The following is a 14,133-nucleotide window of genomic DNA, read 5'->3' as shown; positions in this document are numbered from 1 at the left end:
CTATTTTCCTTATTCTACTGATAAACAAGTTTGAACAATGTTGGCCTTTGCAACTTCAATTTGTTCACCTGTTTTCAAGTTTTTAATCGTGACTGTTTGGTTTGCAATTTCATTTTCGCCAATAATGACGGCTATTTTAGCACCTAATTTATCTGCCTTCGCAAATTGTTTCTTAAAATTACTCGATCCATAATTAGTTACAATTCGCTTGTTAGGTAATCCATCACGTAATTGTTCTGCAATACATTGTGCCGCTGAAATCGTTTTTTCATCGCCTGATGAAATCATATAGATATCAATCGCGTTTTCTTGCGTAAATGATGGATTTACCGCCTGAACTAATAATACTAAACGTTCAAGCCCCATCGCAAATCCTACTGCTGGTGTAGGTTGCCCACCGAGTTGGCTAACCAGTCCATCATAACGACCGCCACCACAAACAGTCCCTTGCGCACCTAAACTACTTGTTACCCATTCAAAAACAGTACGATTATAGTAATCTAAACCGCGAACTAATCTTTGATTAATATTATATTTTATTCCTGCATTATCTAACAATCGACATAAGCCTTCAAAATGCTGCTTAGAATCGTCATCTAAATAATCAAATAATTTTGGCGCTTGGTTAAGCAACTCTTGTACTACTGGATTTTTTGAATCAAGGACTCTTAGTGGATTAGTATACATTCTACGTAAACAGTCTTCATCCAATTTATCTTTATGTTGCTCAAGAAAGTCAACTAAAGCTTTTCGATAATTCGCTCTTGCCTCAAGTGAACCGATTGAATTTAATTCTAGCGAAGTATGTTTTTCAATACCTAAAGCTTTCCAAAAGCGTGCAGTTAACAATATCAGTTCAGCATCAATATTGGGTCCTTCAAGTCCAAAGACTTCAACACCAAATTGGTGAAATTGACGATATCGTCCTTTTTGCGGTTTTTCATAGCGAAAAGCAGGACCTAAATACCAAAGGCGCTGTTCTTGGTTATAAAACAGCCCATGTTCAATACCTGCTCGTACACAACCAGCAGTTATTTCTGGACGTAAGGTAATACTTTCATCATTACGATCATTGAAAGTATACATCTCTTTTTCAACAATATCGGTTACTTCACCTACGGCTCGTTTGAATAGTGCTGTATCTTCAACAATAGGGGTTCTTATTTCATTATAGCCATAGCTATTTAAAACACCTTTGACAATTTTTTCAATCTGTTGCCAACTTGCACTATCTGCTGGGAGTAAATCATTCATTCCCCGTATTGATTGGATTTTTTTCTCTGCCATTTGTTTATTCGCTATTAAATAAAATTATAATTCAGTTGCTACAATTCGGTTTTTCAAAATCGAGGCTTTGGCTCGAATTTTGGATTCTAATTCATCAATCATTTTTTCGTTATCAATTCGACCTATACGCACACCATCTTCATAAAAGCCACTTTTATTATGTCCACCAGCAACGCCCATTGTCGACGCGAGTGCCTCACCAGGGCCATTGACAACACATCCAATAATAGAGACATCCATTGGCGTAATAATATCTTCTAATCGTTGCTCTAATATATTTACAGTATTAATTACATCAAACTCTTGTCTTGAACAGGTAGGGCATGCAATAAAATTGATCCCTCTTGCGCGTATACGTAACGATTTTAAAATATCAAATCCGACTTTAACTTCTTCAGTCGGGTCTGCCGCTAACGATACACGAAGCGTATCACCAATACCTTCAGACAGAAGTAAACCTAACCCTATTGCCGATTTTACCGCACCACTACGCACGCCCCCCGCTTCAGTAATACCTAAATGTAAGGGTTGCTTAATTTGCTTCGCTAATAATCGATAAGCATCTACCGCAGTAAAAACGTCCGATGCTTTAACGCTTACTTTAAATTGTTCAAAACCAAGCCGGTCAAGTATATCCACATGCCGCATCGCCGATTCAACAATTGCTTGAGGTGTCGGTTCGCCATATTTTTCTTGAATATCTTTTTCTAAAGAACCCGAGTTAACGCCAATTCTTATCGGAATATTTTTATCTTTTGCACAATCAACAACTGAGCGAATTCGGGTTTCATTACCAATATTACCTGGATTAATTCTTAAACAATCCACACCATATTCAGCAACTTTTAAAGCAATACGATAGTCAAAATGAATATCAGCTATGAGTGGAACTTTAGCCTGTTGTTTAATATATTTAAACGCTTCAGCTGCATCCATAGTTGGAACTGATACTCGCACAATATCAACACCTACGCGTTCAAGTGCTTGTATTTGAGCAACTGTTTTGGCAACATCAGTTGTACGAGTATTGGTCATCGATTGAACTGCTATAGGCGCACCACCACCTATAGGTACGTTGCCAACATAAATCCTTGTAGATTCTCGTCTAATAATCGGTGAATCTTGATGACTCATAACCTGCCTAATTATATTACAAAATAACTAGCCAGTAATCTTAACAAGATTTAAAGCAAAAGTCTGTATGAGAATAACAAAATTTGCTAACTATTAACATGGTTAGACGTCGAGGGAGAAATATAATGGCTAACTTCAACAAAATTACTTTTATTTGCTTTATTAACACAATATAGAGTGATACCTAATGCACATAAAATGACAAAAATAATCATAAACCAGATTCCTTTTCCGCGTTTACGCTTATAATTACATTGATAATTACTCTTTTGTTGGGAAGGATATTGCTCAGATAGCTGATCAATATAAGGTTGATACTCTTGAGCGGATAAACCAACAAGCTCAGCATAAGAACGAATATACCCTTTAACAAATACGAGGGGCGTTGTAATTATTTGTCCGGTTTCAATATCTTCAATAATCGTTTTGCGGACATGAATTTTATTGGCGATATCATCTTGAGTTAACCCCATTTTTTCCCTTAAATCTGAAAGTTTTTCTCCTAATGATATAGTATCCATTATCCCCTCATTTATTTTGTTAAACGCAATTTAGTTTTATTTTCACATATTTTAATAATTAATCAATTTTTTTTGCACGAAACCAATGAGTTGGTTTTTCAATTTCATTTTGTGCTGCAACCAATTGTAATTCATATTCACGCTGTTTTAAAGTTTCAAGCATCACCGCATATACCGCAGCAGTAGTATGCTCTAATGCCTCAACAAGCGATTTTCCAAGTAATATATTCGCCAAAAATAATCCACTAGTCATATCACCGACACCAACCGGTTGTTTGACACCAAAATCAACTAATGGACGGCTTATGTGCCAAGCTTCATGTTGTGTAACTAGTAACATTTCAAAATTATCTTTGTTATATCCTGCTCGACTTAAATGTTTGACTAAAATAACTTTAGGACCTTTATTACAAATTTTTCGGCAAGCAATAACTGCTTCATCAACATTATTAATGTGTTGTTTATTATTCAGCTCTTCTAATTCGAGAATGTTAGGCGCCATCATGTCAGCAACAGGTAAAGCGGTATTACATAAAAACTCAGCAACACCGGGCGCAACAATACAACCTTTTTCAGGATGTCCCATCACAGGATCGCAAAAGTAAATCGCATTTGGATTAACCGTTTTGACCTTTTTAACAATCTCAATAATTGCATTGCCTTGTTCTGGCGAACCCATATATCCACTTAAAACTGCATCACACCGCTTTAATTCATGAATTTGATTAATTCCATCAACAATCTCAGTTAAGTGCGATGCTGGCATTACCGCTCCAGTCCATTGTTGATATTGTGTATGATTAGAAAATTGTACTGTATTTAAAGGCCATACATTTACACCAATACGACGCATAGGAAATACAGCCGCACTATTACCAGCATGACCAAATACCACATGTGACTGGATCGATAAAATATTTTTCACTCGATTATCCCCAAATTAACAAACAGTAATATTTTTTACCACGACGCAGTAAAGTATAACGATTAAACAGTTTATCGCTATCAGTAAAACGGTAATCAATTGTTGAGTTACGTTCTCCATTCACCGAAATGGCATTTGATTCTATCATAGTTCTTGCCTGACCTCGGGAAGGTGCAAACTGAGCATTAACGATAGCTTGTTGTAAATCAGCATCGCTTTCAATTGATAGTGTTGGCATACCATCTTGCGCTAACTGTTCAAAATCAGCTTGCGATAAATCACTTAATTTTCCTGAGAAGAGACTTTCGGTAATACGTTTTGCGGCAATAAGACCCTCTTCACCATGCACTAAACGAGTCACTTCCTCTGCCAATACATATTGAGCCCTTGGTGCAACGCCACTATTTTTATCTTCTTCTTCCAGTGCATCAATTTCACTTAATGGCATGAAAGTGAAGAATTTTAAGAAGCGATATACATCAGCATCAGCCGTATTAATCCAAAATTGATAGAATTTATATGGACTAGTCTTTTTCGGATCAAGCCAAACAGCACCGCTTTCTGTTTTACCAAATTTAGTTCCGTCAGATTTTGTAATTAAAGGAACGGTTAAACCGTAAACTTGTTTTTGATGTAATCGGCGGGTTAAATCAATACCTGCGGTAATATTTCCCCATTGATCTGAACCACCAATTTGTAATACGACACTGTGAGATTTATTTAAGCACGCAAAATCATAAGATTGTAATAGACTATAAGAAAATTCAGTAAATGAAATGCCTTGCTCATCGCGGTCAATACGTTGCTTCACTGATTCTTTATTAATCATAGCATTGACTGAAAAATACTTACCAACATCACGTAAAAAAGTGAGCACATTCATACCACTAAACCAATCATAGTTGTTGGCAACAATGGCGGCATTTTCACCACAATTAAAATCTAAAAATGGTGACACTTGTTGTTTAATTTTTTCACTCCATTCAACAACTGTTTCTTCTGTATTGAGTTTACGTTCAACTGCTTTAAAACTCGGATCACCAATTAAACCCGTTGCGCCACCGACCAAAGCTATCGGTTTATGGCCAGCTAATTGAAAGCGTTTTAAACAAAGTAAAGGGACTAAATGACCAAGATGCAAACTATCGGCAGTAGGATCAAAACCACAATAAAGCGCAATGGGATGTTGTTCTATGAGTTCTACCAGTGCTTTTTCATCAGTAAGCTGAGCAATCAGTCCACGCTCTTGCAGTTGTTTGATCACATTTTTTGTCATGATATTTACCTATTATATTTTGTTACGTTTAGAGTTTACTTTAAATAAAAATTTTATTCCGCTTTATTATGAAAACGTTTATACGCCTTTTTAAAATGATCTGCCACAATTTCGTTAGGTCTGTTATCGCATAAACTAACAACCACAATGGCAATAGATGCAAATAAAAATCCAGGAATAAGTGAATAAAGGTTAAACCAATTAAAATTGATCCACAGCAACACGGTTATTGCACCAATCACCATTCCCGCTAATGCACCATTACGTGTCATTCTTGACCAAAATACAGAAAAAACAATAATTGGTCCAAAAGCTGCACCAAATCCTGCCCAAGCATGACTAACTAAATCAAGTACACTGTTATTAGGATTGATAGCTAATAAAATAGCGATAACCGAAACCAATAGCACCATAATACGCCCTACCCAAACAAGTTCGCGCTGTTTAGCGTTTGGTCTTAAAAAAGCACGGTAAAAGTCTTCAGTTAAGGCACTTGAGCAAACAAGTAGCTGACAACTTAACGTGCTCATTACTGCGGCTAAAATTGCAGCAAGTAAAATACCAGCAATCCAAGGATTAAACAGTAATTTTGATAGCTCAATAAAAATACGTTCATGCTTACCATTATTAATTAAGTAAGCTAAATCTGGATTATTAGCAAAATAAGCGATTCCAAAAAAACCAACCGTAATGGCACCAACTAAACATAAAATCATCCATGTCATACTAATTCGACGAGCATTTTTCATTACCTCGTGTGAATCAGCAGCCATAAACCTTGCTAAAATATGTGGTTGACCAAAATAACCTAATCCCCATCCTAATAAAGAGATAATAGAGATAAAGTCCATATGGGCAAAGATATTTATATAATCGGGATTAAGTGATTCAATATGGACAATAGCATCATTAAAACCACCTGCATTAGCTATAACCATAATTGGGGTTAAAATCAGGGCAAACATCATTAAACTAGCTTGAATCGTATCAGTCCAGCTCACCGCTAAAAAACCACCAATAAAAGTATAGGCAATAGTCGCGCCAGCACCAGCTAACATTGCCCAACCATAGCTCATACCAAATGTACTTTCGAATAATTTTGCGCCAGCAACAACACCTGAAGCACAATAAATAGTAAAAAAGATTAGAATAATTACTGCCGAAATAATACGCAGTAAAGAGCTCTTATCATCAAATCGTCGGGCAAAATAGTCCGGTAATGTCAAAGAATTATGGTTAATTTCGGTAAAAACTCGTAACCTGCCAGCAATTAGTAACCAATTTAGATAAGCACCGATTATCAAACCAATAGCAATCCAACTCTGAGAAATACCGAATAAAAAAACGGCACCGGGAAGCCCCATTAACAACCAGCCACTCATATCAGAAGCACCGGCTGAAAGTGCTGTCACAACACTACCGATACGACGCCCACCGAGAATATAATCACCAAAGTTTTGCGTTGCACGAAACGCAAAAAAACCGATCGCAATCATCCCTAAAATGTACACACTAAAGGTGACAATCATTGGTAACGACATTTTTATAAAAAACCTTGTATTATGAAATTGAAATAGTGGGGTAGCTTATCATAAAAAGACGATGCTAAAAAGCAGGCTATTTAGGTATTTGAATCAATAAAAGATCAATAGCAAACCGTTATAAACATTATAGTATTGGCTAATAGTCATATAGTATTGCTTATATTTATTTTAAATAACGCAATTTAACTTACCGATAAAGTCCAAATAAAGTATATAATGTTAGCCCAATAAACCACTATTTTTGATTATAATTAGTTTGTGAAACAATCAACTCGAATTCAGATTCTAGAAAGACTGAAAGAACATATTAAAGATCCCACAACAGAACTAGTATATCAAACACCCTTTGAATTACTTATTGCTGTTGTATTATCTGCTCAAGCAACTGACGTTAGTGTTAATAAAGCAACCAAACCGCTATTTGCTGTTGCTAACACAGCCGAGCAAATATTAGCACTGGGTGTTGATAAGTTGAAAAGTTATATCCGCACCATCGGTTTATATAATAGTAAAGCCGAAAATATTATTAAAACTTGCCAGATATTAGTCAATAAATACCAAGGTCAAGTGCCAGAAAATTTTGATTCATTAATTGAACTGCCTGGGGTTGGTAGGAAAACCGCTAATGTAGTACTTAACACAGCTTTTGGTTGGCCTACAATTGCAGTTGATACCCATATTTTTCGGGTATGTAACCGGACTGGTTTTGCCCCCGGCAAAAATGTAGAGCAAGTCGAGGAAAAATTGCTAAAAGTTGTACCTAAAGCGTACAAACTAAACTGCCATCACTGGCTAATTTTACATGGTCGATATACTTGTATTGCTAGAAAACCAAGATGTGGGTCTTGTGTTATTGAAGATTTATGTGAATTTAAAGAAAAAATCTACCCTGAGTGATAATCAATGACAAATAAATATACATTGGATGACGAAGATATAAACTTATTTAAAAGTAGTATTGGTCATACTAAAAAATTAAAACAAGATACTGTCATTCATCAACCGCAAAAACGGTCACAAAAAATAATGGAAACACAAAAACTTCAGCATGAAAAAGGTCATGCTGAGTTCTATTTTTCTGACACCTATCAACCACTATTACAAGATGACCCAATTCGTTATATACGAGAAAATGCCGATCCTTTTGAACTCAAGAAATTACGACGAGGTTTTTACGATCCCGAATTTTTTTTAGATTTACATGGTTTAACCCAACAAGAGGCAAAAAAGGAAATAGCAGCCCTTATCGCAGCTTGCTTAAAAGAAGGTGCACACTGTGCTTGTATTATGTATGGTCATGGTAAGAATATTTTAAAAAAACAAACGCCAATGTGGTTAGCTCAGCATCCACATATAATCTGTTTTCATCAAGCTCCCAAAGAATTTGGCGGCAGTGCAGCATTATTGATTTTATTTGATATAATTAATCAATAGATATTGCTAATTCTATCCCAACAATTATTTGAATTGAGCAAAATGGTTGTATATGTTGATTCAACGCTATTTTTATAAAACTAATAATACTCATACCCTAAAAAGTATATAGACTTAGGTCTAATTAAAAATAGCATTATTTATTATTATATTAAATTTTTTGATCTCTATTTAACGATGTCACAACATTTATGCATGATATTTCTAAATAGTGTATTAGAATTTAATACATTATTTTAAAATTTGGCTTTGTTGGTTAATGGAATAAATGCAATAGCGCACAATAATAAGTGGCTTATCAATTATACAAAAAACGGATTTAGCTTAGTGATAAATGAAAAAAGCCAGCTTAGTTAGTGCTAGGCTGGCAAACATTGGAAGCAATGTGAGCAATGTCATACTTTTTCAGAAGTCTTGCGAGCTCTAACAAAGTACAAATTAATGATAATAATTCTCATTACTAAAATCAAGCATTATTTTTGACTTTTTTCAAAAAAAGGGTAAAAAAACTTTCAAACTCAATGGTTTTTAATTTTGACAATAAATAATATTTAGAAAAAACAGTTAAAAAAGCAGACAATAACCCTGCTTTTTTATAAGAAATTAAATTTTGTAAAGAATAAAAAATGCATATCAACATCTATTTTTGGTAAATAAATTCCACGCCTTCCTCATCACTTTCATCCCAGTCGTCAAAATCATCATCGTCATCAAAAGCATCGTCCATAGCTTGTTGATGATAATCATCCCACATAAATTCAACTTTTTCGGGTGAGTTTTCTTCTTGTTCAATTTCTCGTGGGTGAGCATTCATATATTCCATCAGATCCCAACACAAAGATTTTACACCTTCATGATTGACCGCAGAAATCAAATAATATTTATCATCCCAATTAAGTGCTTTCGCGATTTCGGCTGCTCGTTTAGCGCTTTCTTCTTCACCTAATACGTCCATTTTATTAAACACTAACCAACGTGGTTTAGTGGCTAGTTTTTCACTATATTGATGGAGTTCTTGAATGATCACTTTTGCATTTTCAACAGGATCGGAACCATCAATCGGTGCAATATCAACTAAATGGACTAATACCCGGCATCGTTCAAGATGTTTTAAAAAGCGAATTCCCAGCCCAGCCCCTTCAGCAGCACCTTCAATCAATCCAGGGATATCAGCAACCACAAAGCTTTGTTCGTTATCCATTCTAACCACACCTAAACTCGGTACTAATGTTGTAAAAGGATAATCTGCAACTTTAGGCTTAGCTGCTGATACTGAACGAATAAACGTTGATTTACCCGCATTAGGTAAACCAAGCATCCCCACATCAGCAAGTAATAATAACTCTAATAAAACATCTCGCTTTTCACCTGGTGTACCATCGGTTTTCTGTCTTGGTGCGCGGTTAACTGACGATTTGAAACGAGCATTTCCTAAGCCATGAAAGCCACCTTTGGCAACTAAGACTTTTTGTTGATGATGAGTTAAATCACCAATGATTTCACCAGTATATTTATCGGTAATTCGTGTCCCAACTGGCACTTTAACGGTAATATCTTTACCACGTTTACCCGTACAATCAGAACCTTGCCCATTTTGCCCCCGTTCAGCTCGATAATTTTTTTCAAACTGAAAATCAACCAAGGTGTTCAAGTTTTCATCGGCAACAAAAAATACATCACCACCGTCACCACCATCACCACCATCTGGACCACCTTTAGGTATATATTTTTCCCGACGAAAACCTACACAACCATTGCCACCATCTCCGGCTTCAACTCGAATTGTAGCTTCATCAACAAATTTCATAAATTTTCCTCTTTTTTTCGGTTAATCAGCAAACCTTTTCTTGGTTGCCAAATATGGTGCCCAATTGTTGCAAACATCGCCCCGGCAACAACCGATATTGCGCCAATATAACCTAAAATATTTAAATATTGCATGGCAAACTTTTCTGGCCAAATTAATGCAAATAAATCAGAGAAGATCAATGAAAACAACGGTGTGAGTGTTGTTATAGCACTAACTTGAGCAGCTTGCCAACGCTCCATAGCCATTACTAATGCGCCATAAGCGATAATGGTATTTAAACCACAAAAAATAATGGCAAATAATTGTGTTGCATCAGCATGAGCAATTTTACTTGGCGAAGCAAGTGGCCATAAAAATACAGTACAAATTAGATAAATTAACCAAAGTAATTGTTCTGCACGCAATTTACGTAATAATACCTTTTGCGCAAGAGCATAACTGGCCCACGAAACAGATGCAAGCAAGCCCAGCCAAACACCAATACCATAAGTAGACATATTAGAAAAAAGGTCAACAATATTTTTATTAAAAAATAGTACTAAACCAGTTAACAATACCAGAATACCAATAACTTGGGTTGGTCTTAATCTTTCTTTAAAGATGAAAGCACTTGCTATCATAAATATTACAATACCGGTTTGGCCAACAACTTGCGCAGTTGTCGCCGATAGATATTGAACAGCGCTAGCAAATAACGCAAAATTACCGAGCAAACCAAACCCGGCAATCATTAATAAGATAAAACGGCGACGTTTTTTAAACATAATTAAATTAGGAAATTGCTTTTTATAAGCAAGCCATATCGTAATTCCAATCGCAGACATCCCTAGCCGAGACCATGCTAAAGTCAATGGATCAACAACGGCTAATGCATATTTCATTGCAATTGGCACTATGCCCCACATAACCGCAGTTAACATGGCTAATGCAAAACCTAATTTTACATTTTGCTGTTTTATCATAATAGATAATATTATATAAAATTTAAGAAATGAAAAAAGCCCCACAATAACTGTGAGGCTTCTATAATTTTTTTAAACCGTTTCTAATTAGCTGTTAGCAACGACACTAACATACCGACGGTTTTTAGGACCTTTAACTTCGAACTTTACTTGTCCGTCAATTAAAGCAAATAAGGTATGGTCACGACCACAACCTACATTAGTACCTGGGTGAAATTGAGTTCCACGCTGACGAACTAAAATATTACCAGCAAGAACTTCTTGACTACCATAACGTTTAACACCTAAACGTTTACTTTGGGAATCACGACCGTTACGTGATGAACCACCAGCCTTCTTATGTGCCATTGTTCGATACTCCTATTAAGCGATTGCAGTGATCTTCACATCAGTGAACCACTGACGGTGACCTTGTTGTTTACGATAGTGTTTACGACGACGGAATTTAACAATTTTCACTTTGTCACCACGACCGTGTTCAACAATTTCTGCTTTAATTGTTGCACCTTCAACAAACGGAGCACCAACTTTGATGTCTTCACCATTTGCTACCATTAAAACTTTATCGAAAACAACTTCTGCGCCGGTTTCGACTTCAATTTTTTCCAAGCGAACGACTTGTCCTTCGCTAACTCGGTGTTGCTTACCACCACTTTGGAAAACTGCGTACATACTTAACTCCGCAATAAAAAGCAGACGATTACTTGATTTAAAATATATGTCTGCATTGATTAATCTTATAGGGCGTGAATTTTACGCAAAATTTATCCTTGTTGCAAGCTCTGATTTCTAAAAGATCGCAAAAAGTTACAAAAAAGATCAGAGGCATACACTTTTCAACTTAGAATAACGATAAATGATTATTTCTTTTACGATATTTATTATCAAATACTATTGAGTCTTAACGCGGTAAAAATAAAGCTACGCTGTCGTGTATCAATTATAACCGCTCTTGGTTTTCAAGTGAAATAGCTTAGTTTCACTTTTTTACTTACTCTAATCAGATAACAAGAATATGCAGTATATTTACCGATAAGCTTAATCCATGATTAATTAAACTGAAATGCCATCAAATTTTAACCACAATGACATCAAATAAAATGCCGTATCATCAATTAGATGATATTAAGATATTTGTTATTAAACTGTCAGAAAAATAATAGAAGGTTGTTTATATTGTAAACAGTAAATTCAATAAAAAAGCCAAGTATGACTTAACCTCGTTGCATAAATAAAATGTTCCCTTTTATTAATTAATATAAACAAATTAATTACTTGATAAAAAACTTATTTTTATTATGATAAATTTTATACTTCTATATACATGAAATTTAAGATAAGGTCAGTTTAAAATGTCTACATTAATTACTGCTTACTCAACCCTCACCAATCCACCTGCTATTGATTTTCCGTGTAAACTACTTAATCAACTAAGCTTAGAATCATCTGAACTTCCCGATCACCTTGATGATTTTATCGGTTTTGTTATGAACGCAGGAGACGGGGAGATGAATTCTCGTCGTTATGCTTTATATCGTCATATACAAAGAGTACGGCATCTGTTTAGTATTGAAATTGACGAAGATAAATTTGATCAGTTCACCGATTGGGGCTGGCGAGCTAACGTAATTATTTATCTATATGACAATACTATTCGTAACCCTGACGGCGATGTGTTGCAAGATCCTTATGGTAAGTTTGATAAAAATGCCATCATGCCTTATCCTTTAGATGCAAAACAACGTAAAGCAAAAACAGAACAATATTTAAAAGAACTTGGTATAAACGTTCCCACCAGTTTACCGCCTGTCGTTGCTGAATCTGAAGTAGTATTAAGATCACCTGACGAGATAGCCCATCGAGCTTTAGCTTTGATGATATGTGGCATTCAAGCAGAAGGCTTTTATGAAAACGATCCCATCGATCCTGATGAGTTTAAACAGCGTTGCCCGATCGGTTATGCTGCACTATCTAATAATGAACAAGCGTTTATCCACAGTAAACAACCAGAACAAAAAGATGTAATCAATAAGTCTTGGCGATATGAAGCTTTATTAGCTTTACAATGGGCAATTGAGTGGCAATCTCAGTTACCTTTTGCTGATACTGTATGTGATTCATCTGATTTAGTTAATCAAGCACTGAACTTTAACCAACAACCAAATCAGTCTGTCAATTTAAGACCAGTGAGTGAAATATTGGATGCTTTAGATTTACATTATCGTTTACATTGGTTAACAAGAGAATACGGGCGTGAGGATAAGGCGCTTCCTGCATCAATTAACGGCGGTGTGATTTATGAACGCCATTACGCATTAAACTGGCTAACCAATTTTGAAAATGCTGATTGGGATGATGTGGATACGCCAACTTGATTTATAAGCGTTGTTCAAAACCATAAACCTTCTGAACAAATAGAGGGAATTGCCATCAAACGAACACAATAATTTAGATTTTAACTGCAAGATGTTTTGCTTAAAATCCACATAATCCTAACTAAAGGATTATGTGGAGTGGAGTAAGCACATACTTGCGGTTAGATCTTATCCGTAAAATCTAATTATTTAACAAAACTTGCTAATATTTGACACTAAAAAGCGTGTAAAAAATTAATTGATAATTGTAATGAAATTTGTATAATTAGCCGACTAAATAAATTGAGTAATGATAATTGAATTACAATTCTAGAATGCTACCATCTCGTGAAACTTTAGCACGAGCACAAAGATTTAATGATGATGTTGTTGACGTTTCGGGTGTGGATCTAGTATTAAGTTTGATCACCACAGCCGATTTAATTCGAGCAAATATTTATGCACAGTTAACCAAAGATTATGGTGTATCTGAAGGCAAGTTTGCATTATTAATGTCGCTCTATTCTGAAGGCGAAACTAATGCCAGCGATTTAGCATTACGAATAGGCGTAACACCGGCAACCGTTTCAATTATGGTCAAGCGAATGCTTGCAGCATCAAGCCCTTTAATATCGATGAGCAAAAGTGGAGAAGATGGCCGTACACGTCTGATCGCTTTAACTGATGCTGGCGTTAAACTTATTCATAACGCATTACCCAATCATCTCAAAGCTATCCGAGCTTTTGCTCAAGTTTTAGATAGCCAAGAACAAGAATCTTTAATACAGATGTTACGTAAATTATTACGAAAATAAACGACTTTATTACCTTAAAGTCATATTACTTTATCTTAATACTTAGCTGACTAAATAAATGGAAAATAAGC

Annotated in this window: 14 protein-coding genes; 4 read left to right on the top strand and 10 right to left on the bottom strand. The window is 35.5% G+C overall.

Annotation, left to right across the window (positions count from 1 at the left end; all coding sequences use genetic code 11):
- Window positions 1–9: 9 nt before the first annotated feature.
- The 6 genes from hisS to putP all read right to left on the bottom strand — a co-directional run bounded on the left by hisS (window position 10) and on the right by putP (window position 6,690).
- Window positions 10–1,287, bottom strand: a complete 1,278-nt coding sequence (gene hisS, locus A9G09_RS09040; RefSeq protein WP_081297530.1) for a histidine--tRNA ligase — start codon at window positions 1,285–1,287, stop codon at window positions 10–12.
- A gap of 24 nt (window positions 1,288–1,311) precedes the next feature.
- Window positions 1,312–2,421 carry a flavodoxin-dependent (E)-4-hydroxy-3-methylbut-2-enyl-diphosphate synthase gene (gene ispG, locus A9G09_RS09035; RefSeq protein WP_065634500.1) on the bottom strand — a complete coding sequence of 370 codons (1,110 nt, stop codon included), beginning with the start codon at window positions 2,419–2,421 and terminating at the stop codon, window positions 1,312–1,314.
- An 86-nt stretch (window positions 2,422–2,507) separates the two neighbouring features.
- Window positions 2,508–2,942 (bottom strand): RodZ family helix-turn-helix domain-containing protein, encoded by a 435-nt coding sequence (locus A9G09_RS09030; protein ID WP_065634499.1) that lies wholly within the window; start codon window positions 2,940–2,942, stop codon window positions 2,508–2,510.
- Window positions 2,943–3,000: 58 nt separating this feature from the next.
- On the bottom strand, window positions 3,001–3,867 hold the full coding sequence (gene pdxY, locus A9G09_RS09025; RefSeq protein ID WP_065634498.1) for a pyridoxal kinase PdxY: 867 nt from the start codon (window positions 3,865–3,867) through the stop codon (window positions 3,001–3,003).
- A gap of 4 nt (window positions 3,868–3,871) precedes the next feature.
- Window positions 3,872–5,146: a tyrosine--tRNA ligase gene (tyrS, locus tag A9G09_RS09020; RefSeq protein ID WP_065634497.1), complete on the bottom strand. Its 1,275-nt coding sequence runs from the start codon at window positions 5,144–5,146 to the stop codon at window positions 3,872–3,874.
- Window positions 5,147–5,196: 50 nt separating this feature from the next.
- Complete coding sequence (gene putP, locus A9G09_RS09015; RefSeq protein ID WP_065634496.1) at window positions 5,197–6,690, bottom strand: sodium/proline symporter PutP; 1,494 nt, start codon at window positions 6,688–6,690, stop codon at window positions 5,197–5,199.
- Between the two features lie 255 nt (window positions 6,691–6,945).
- Between putP and nth the strand changes: the two genes are divergently transcribed.
- Window positions 6,946–7,584, top strand: coding sequence for an endonuclease III (nth, locus tag A9G09_RS09010; protein WP_065634495.1), 639 nt, complete (start codon window positions 6,946–6,948; stop codon window positions 7,582–7,584).
- Window positions 7,585–7,590: 6 nt separating this feature from the next.
- Complete coding sequence (smrB, locus tag A9G09_RS09005; RefSeq protein WP_065634494.1) at window positions 7,591–8,121, top strand: endonuclease SmrB; 531 nt, start codon at window positions 7,591–7,593, stop codon at window positions 8,119–8,121.
- 640 nt (window positions 8,122–8,761) lie between these two features.
- On the opposite strand, the gene cgtA is transcribed toward smrB, so the two are convergent.
- From cgtA to rplU, 4 genes are all read right to left on the bottom strand, one after another.
- Window positions 8,762–9,928, bottom strand: coding sequence for an Obg family GTPase CgtA (gene cgtA, locus A9G09_RS09000; RefSeq protein ID WP_065634493.1), 1,167 nt, complete (start codon window positions 9,926–9,928; stop codon window positions 8,762–8,764).
- Window positions 9,925–10,893 (bottom strand): DMT family transporter, encoded by a 969-nt coding sequence (locus A9G09_RS08995; protein WP_065634545.1) that lies wholly within the window; start codon window positions 10,891–10,893, stop codon window positions 9,925–9,927. Before A9G09_RS08995 ends, cgtA begins: the two co-directional genes overlap by 4 nt.
- 87 nt (window positions 10,894–10,980) lie before the next feature.
- Window positions 10,981–11,241, bottom strand: a complete 261-nt coding sequence (gene rpmA / locus A9G09_RS08990; protein WP_034915250.1) for a 50S ribosomal protein L27 — start codon at window positions 11,239–11,241, stop codon at window positions 10,981–10,983.
- 15 nt (window positions 11,242–11,256) lie between these two features.
- Complete coding sequence (gene rplU, locus A9G09_RS08985) at window positions 11,257–11,565, bottom strand: 50S ribosomal protein L21 (RefSeq protein ID WP_025314436.1); 309 nt, start codon at window positions 11,563–11,565, stop codon at window positions 11,257–11,259.
- Window positions 11,566–12,245: 680 nt separating this feature from the next.
- Here rplU and A9G09_RS08980 point away from each other — a divergent pair.
- The gene (locus tag A9G09_RS08980; protein ID WP_065634492.1) at window positions 12,246–13,268 is read left to right on the top strand and encodes a DUF4272 domain-containing protein; all 1,023 of its coding nucleotides are present in this window, start codon (window positions 12,246–12,248) and stop codon (window positions 13,266–13,268) included.
- A gap of 296 nt (window positions 13,269–13,564) precedes the next feature.
- The gene (locus tag A9G09_RS08975; RefSeq protein WP_081297529.1) at window positions 13,565–14,062 is read left to right on the top strand and encodes a MarR family winged helix-turn-helix transcriptional regulator; all 498 of its coding nucleotides are present in this window, start codon (window positions 13,565–13,567) and stop codon (window positions 14,060–14,062) included.
- Window positions 14,063–14,133 lie beyond the last annotated feature (71 nt).

The sequence above is a fragment of the Gilliamella sp. wkB292 genome (assembly GCF_001690235.1).
GTDB lineage: Bacteria > Pseudomonadota > Gammaproteobacteria > Enterobacterales > Orbaceae > Gilliamella > Gilliamella apicola_F.
Note: the sequence above shows the minus strand (reverse complement) of the source record. Positions and strands in the feature narration are given on the sequence as shown.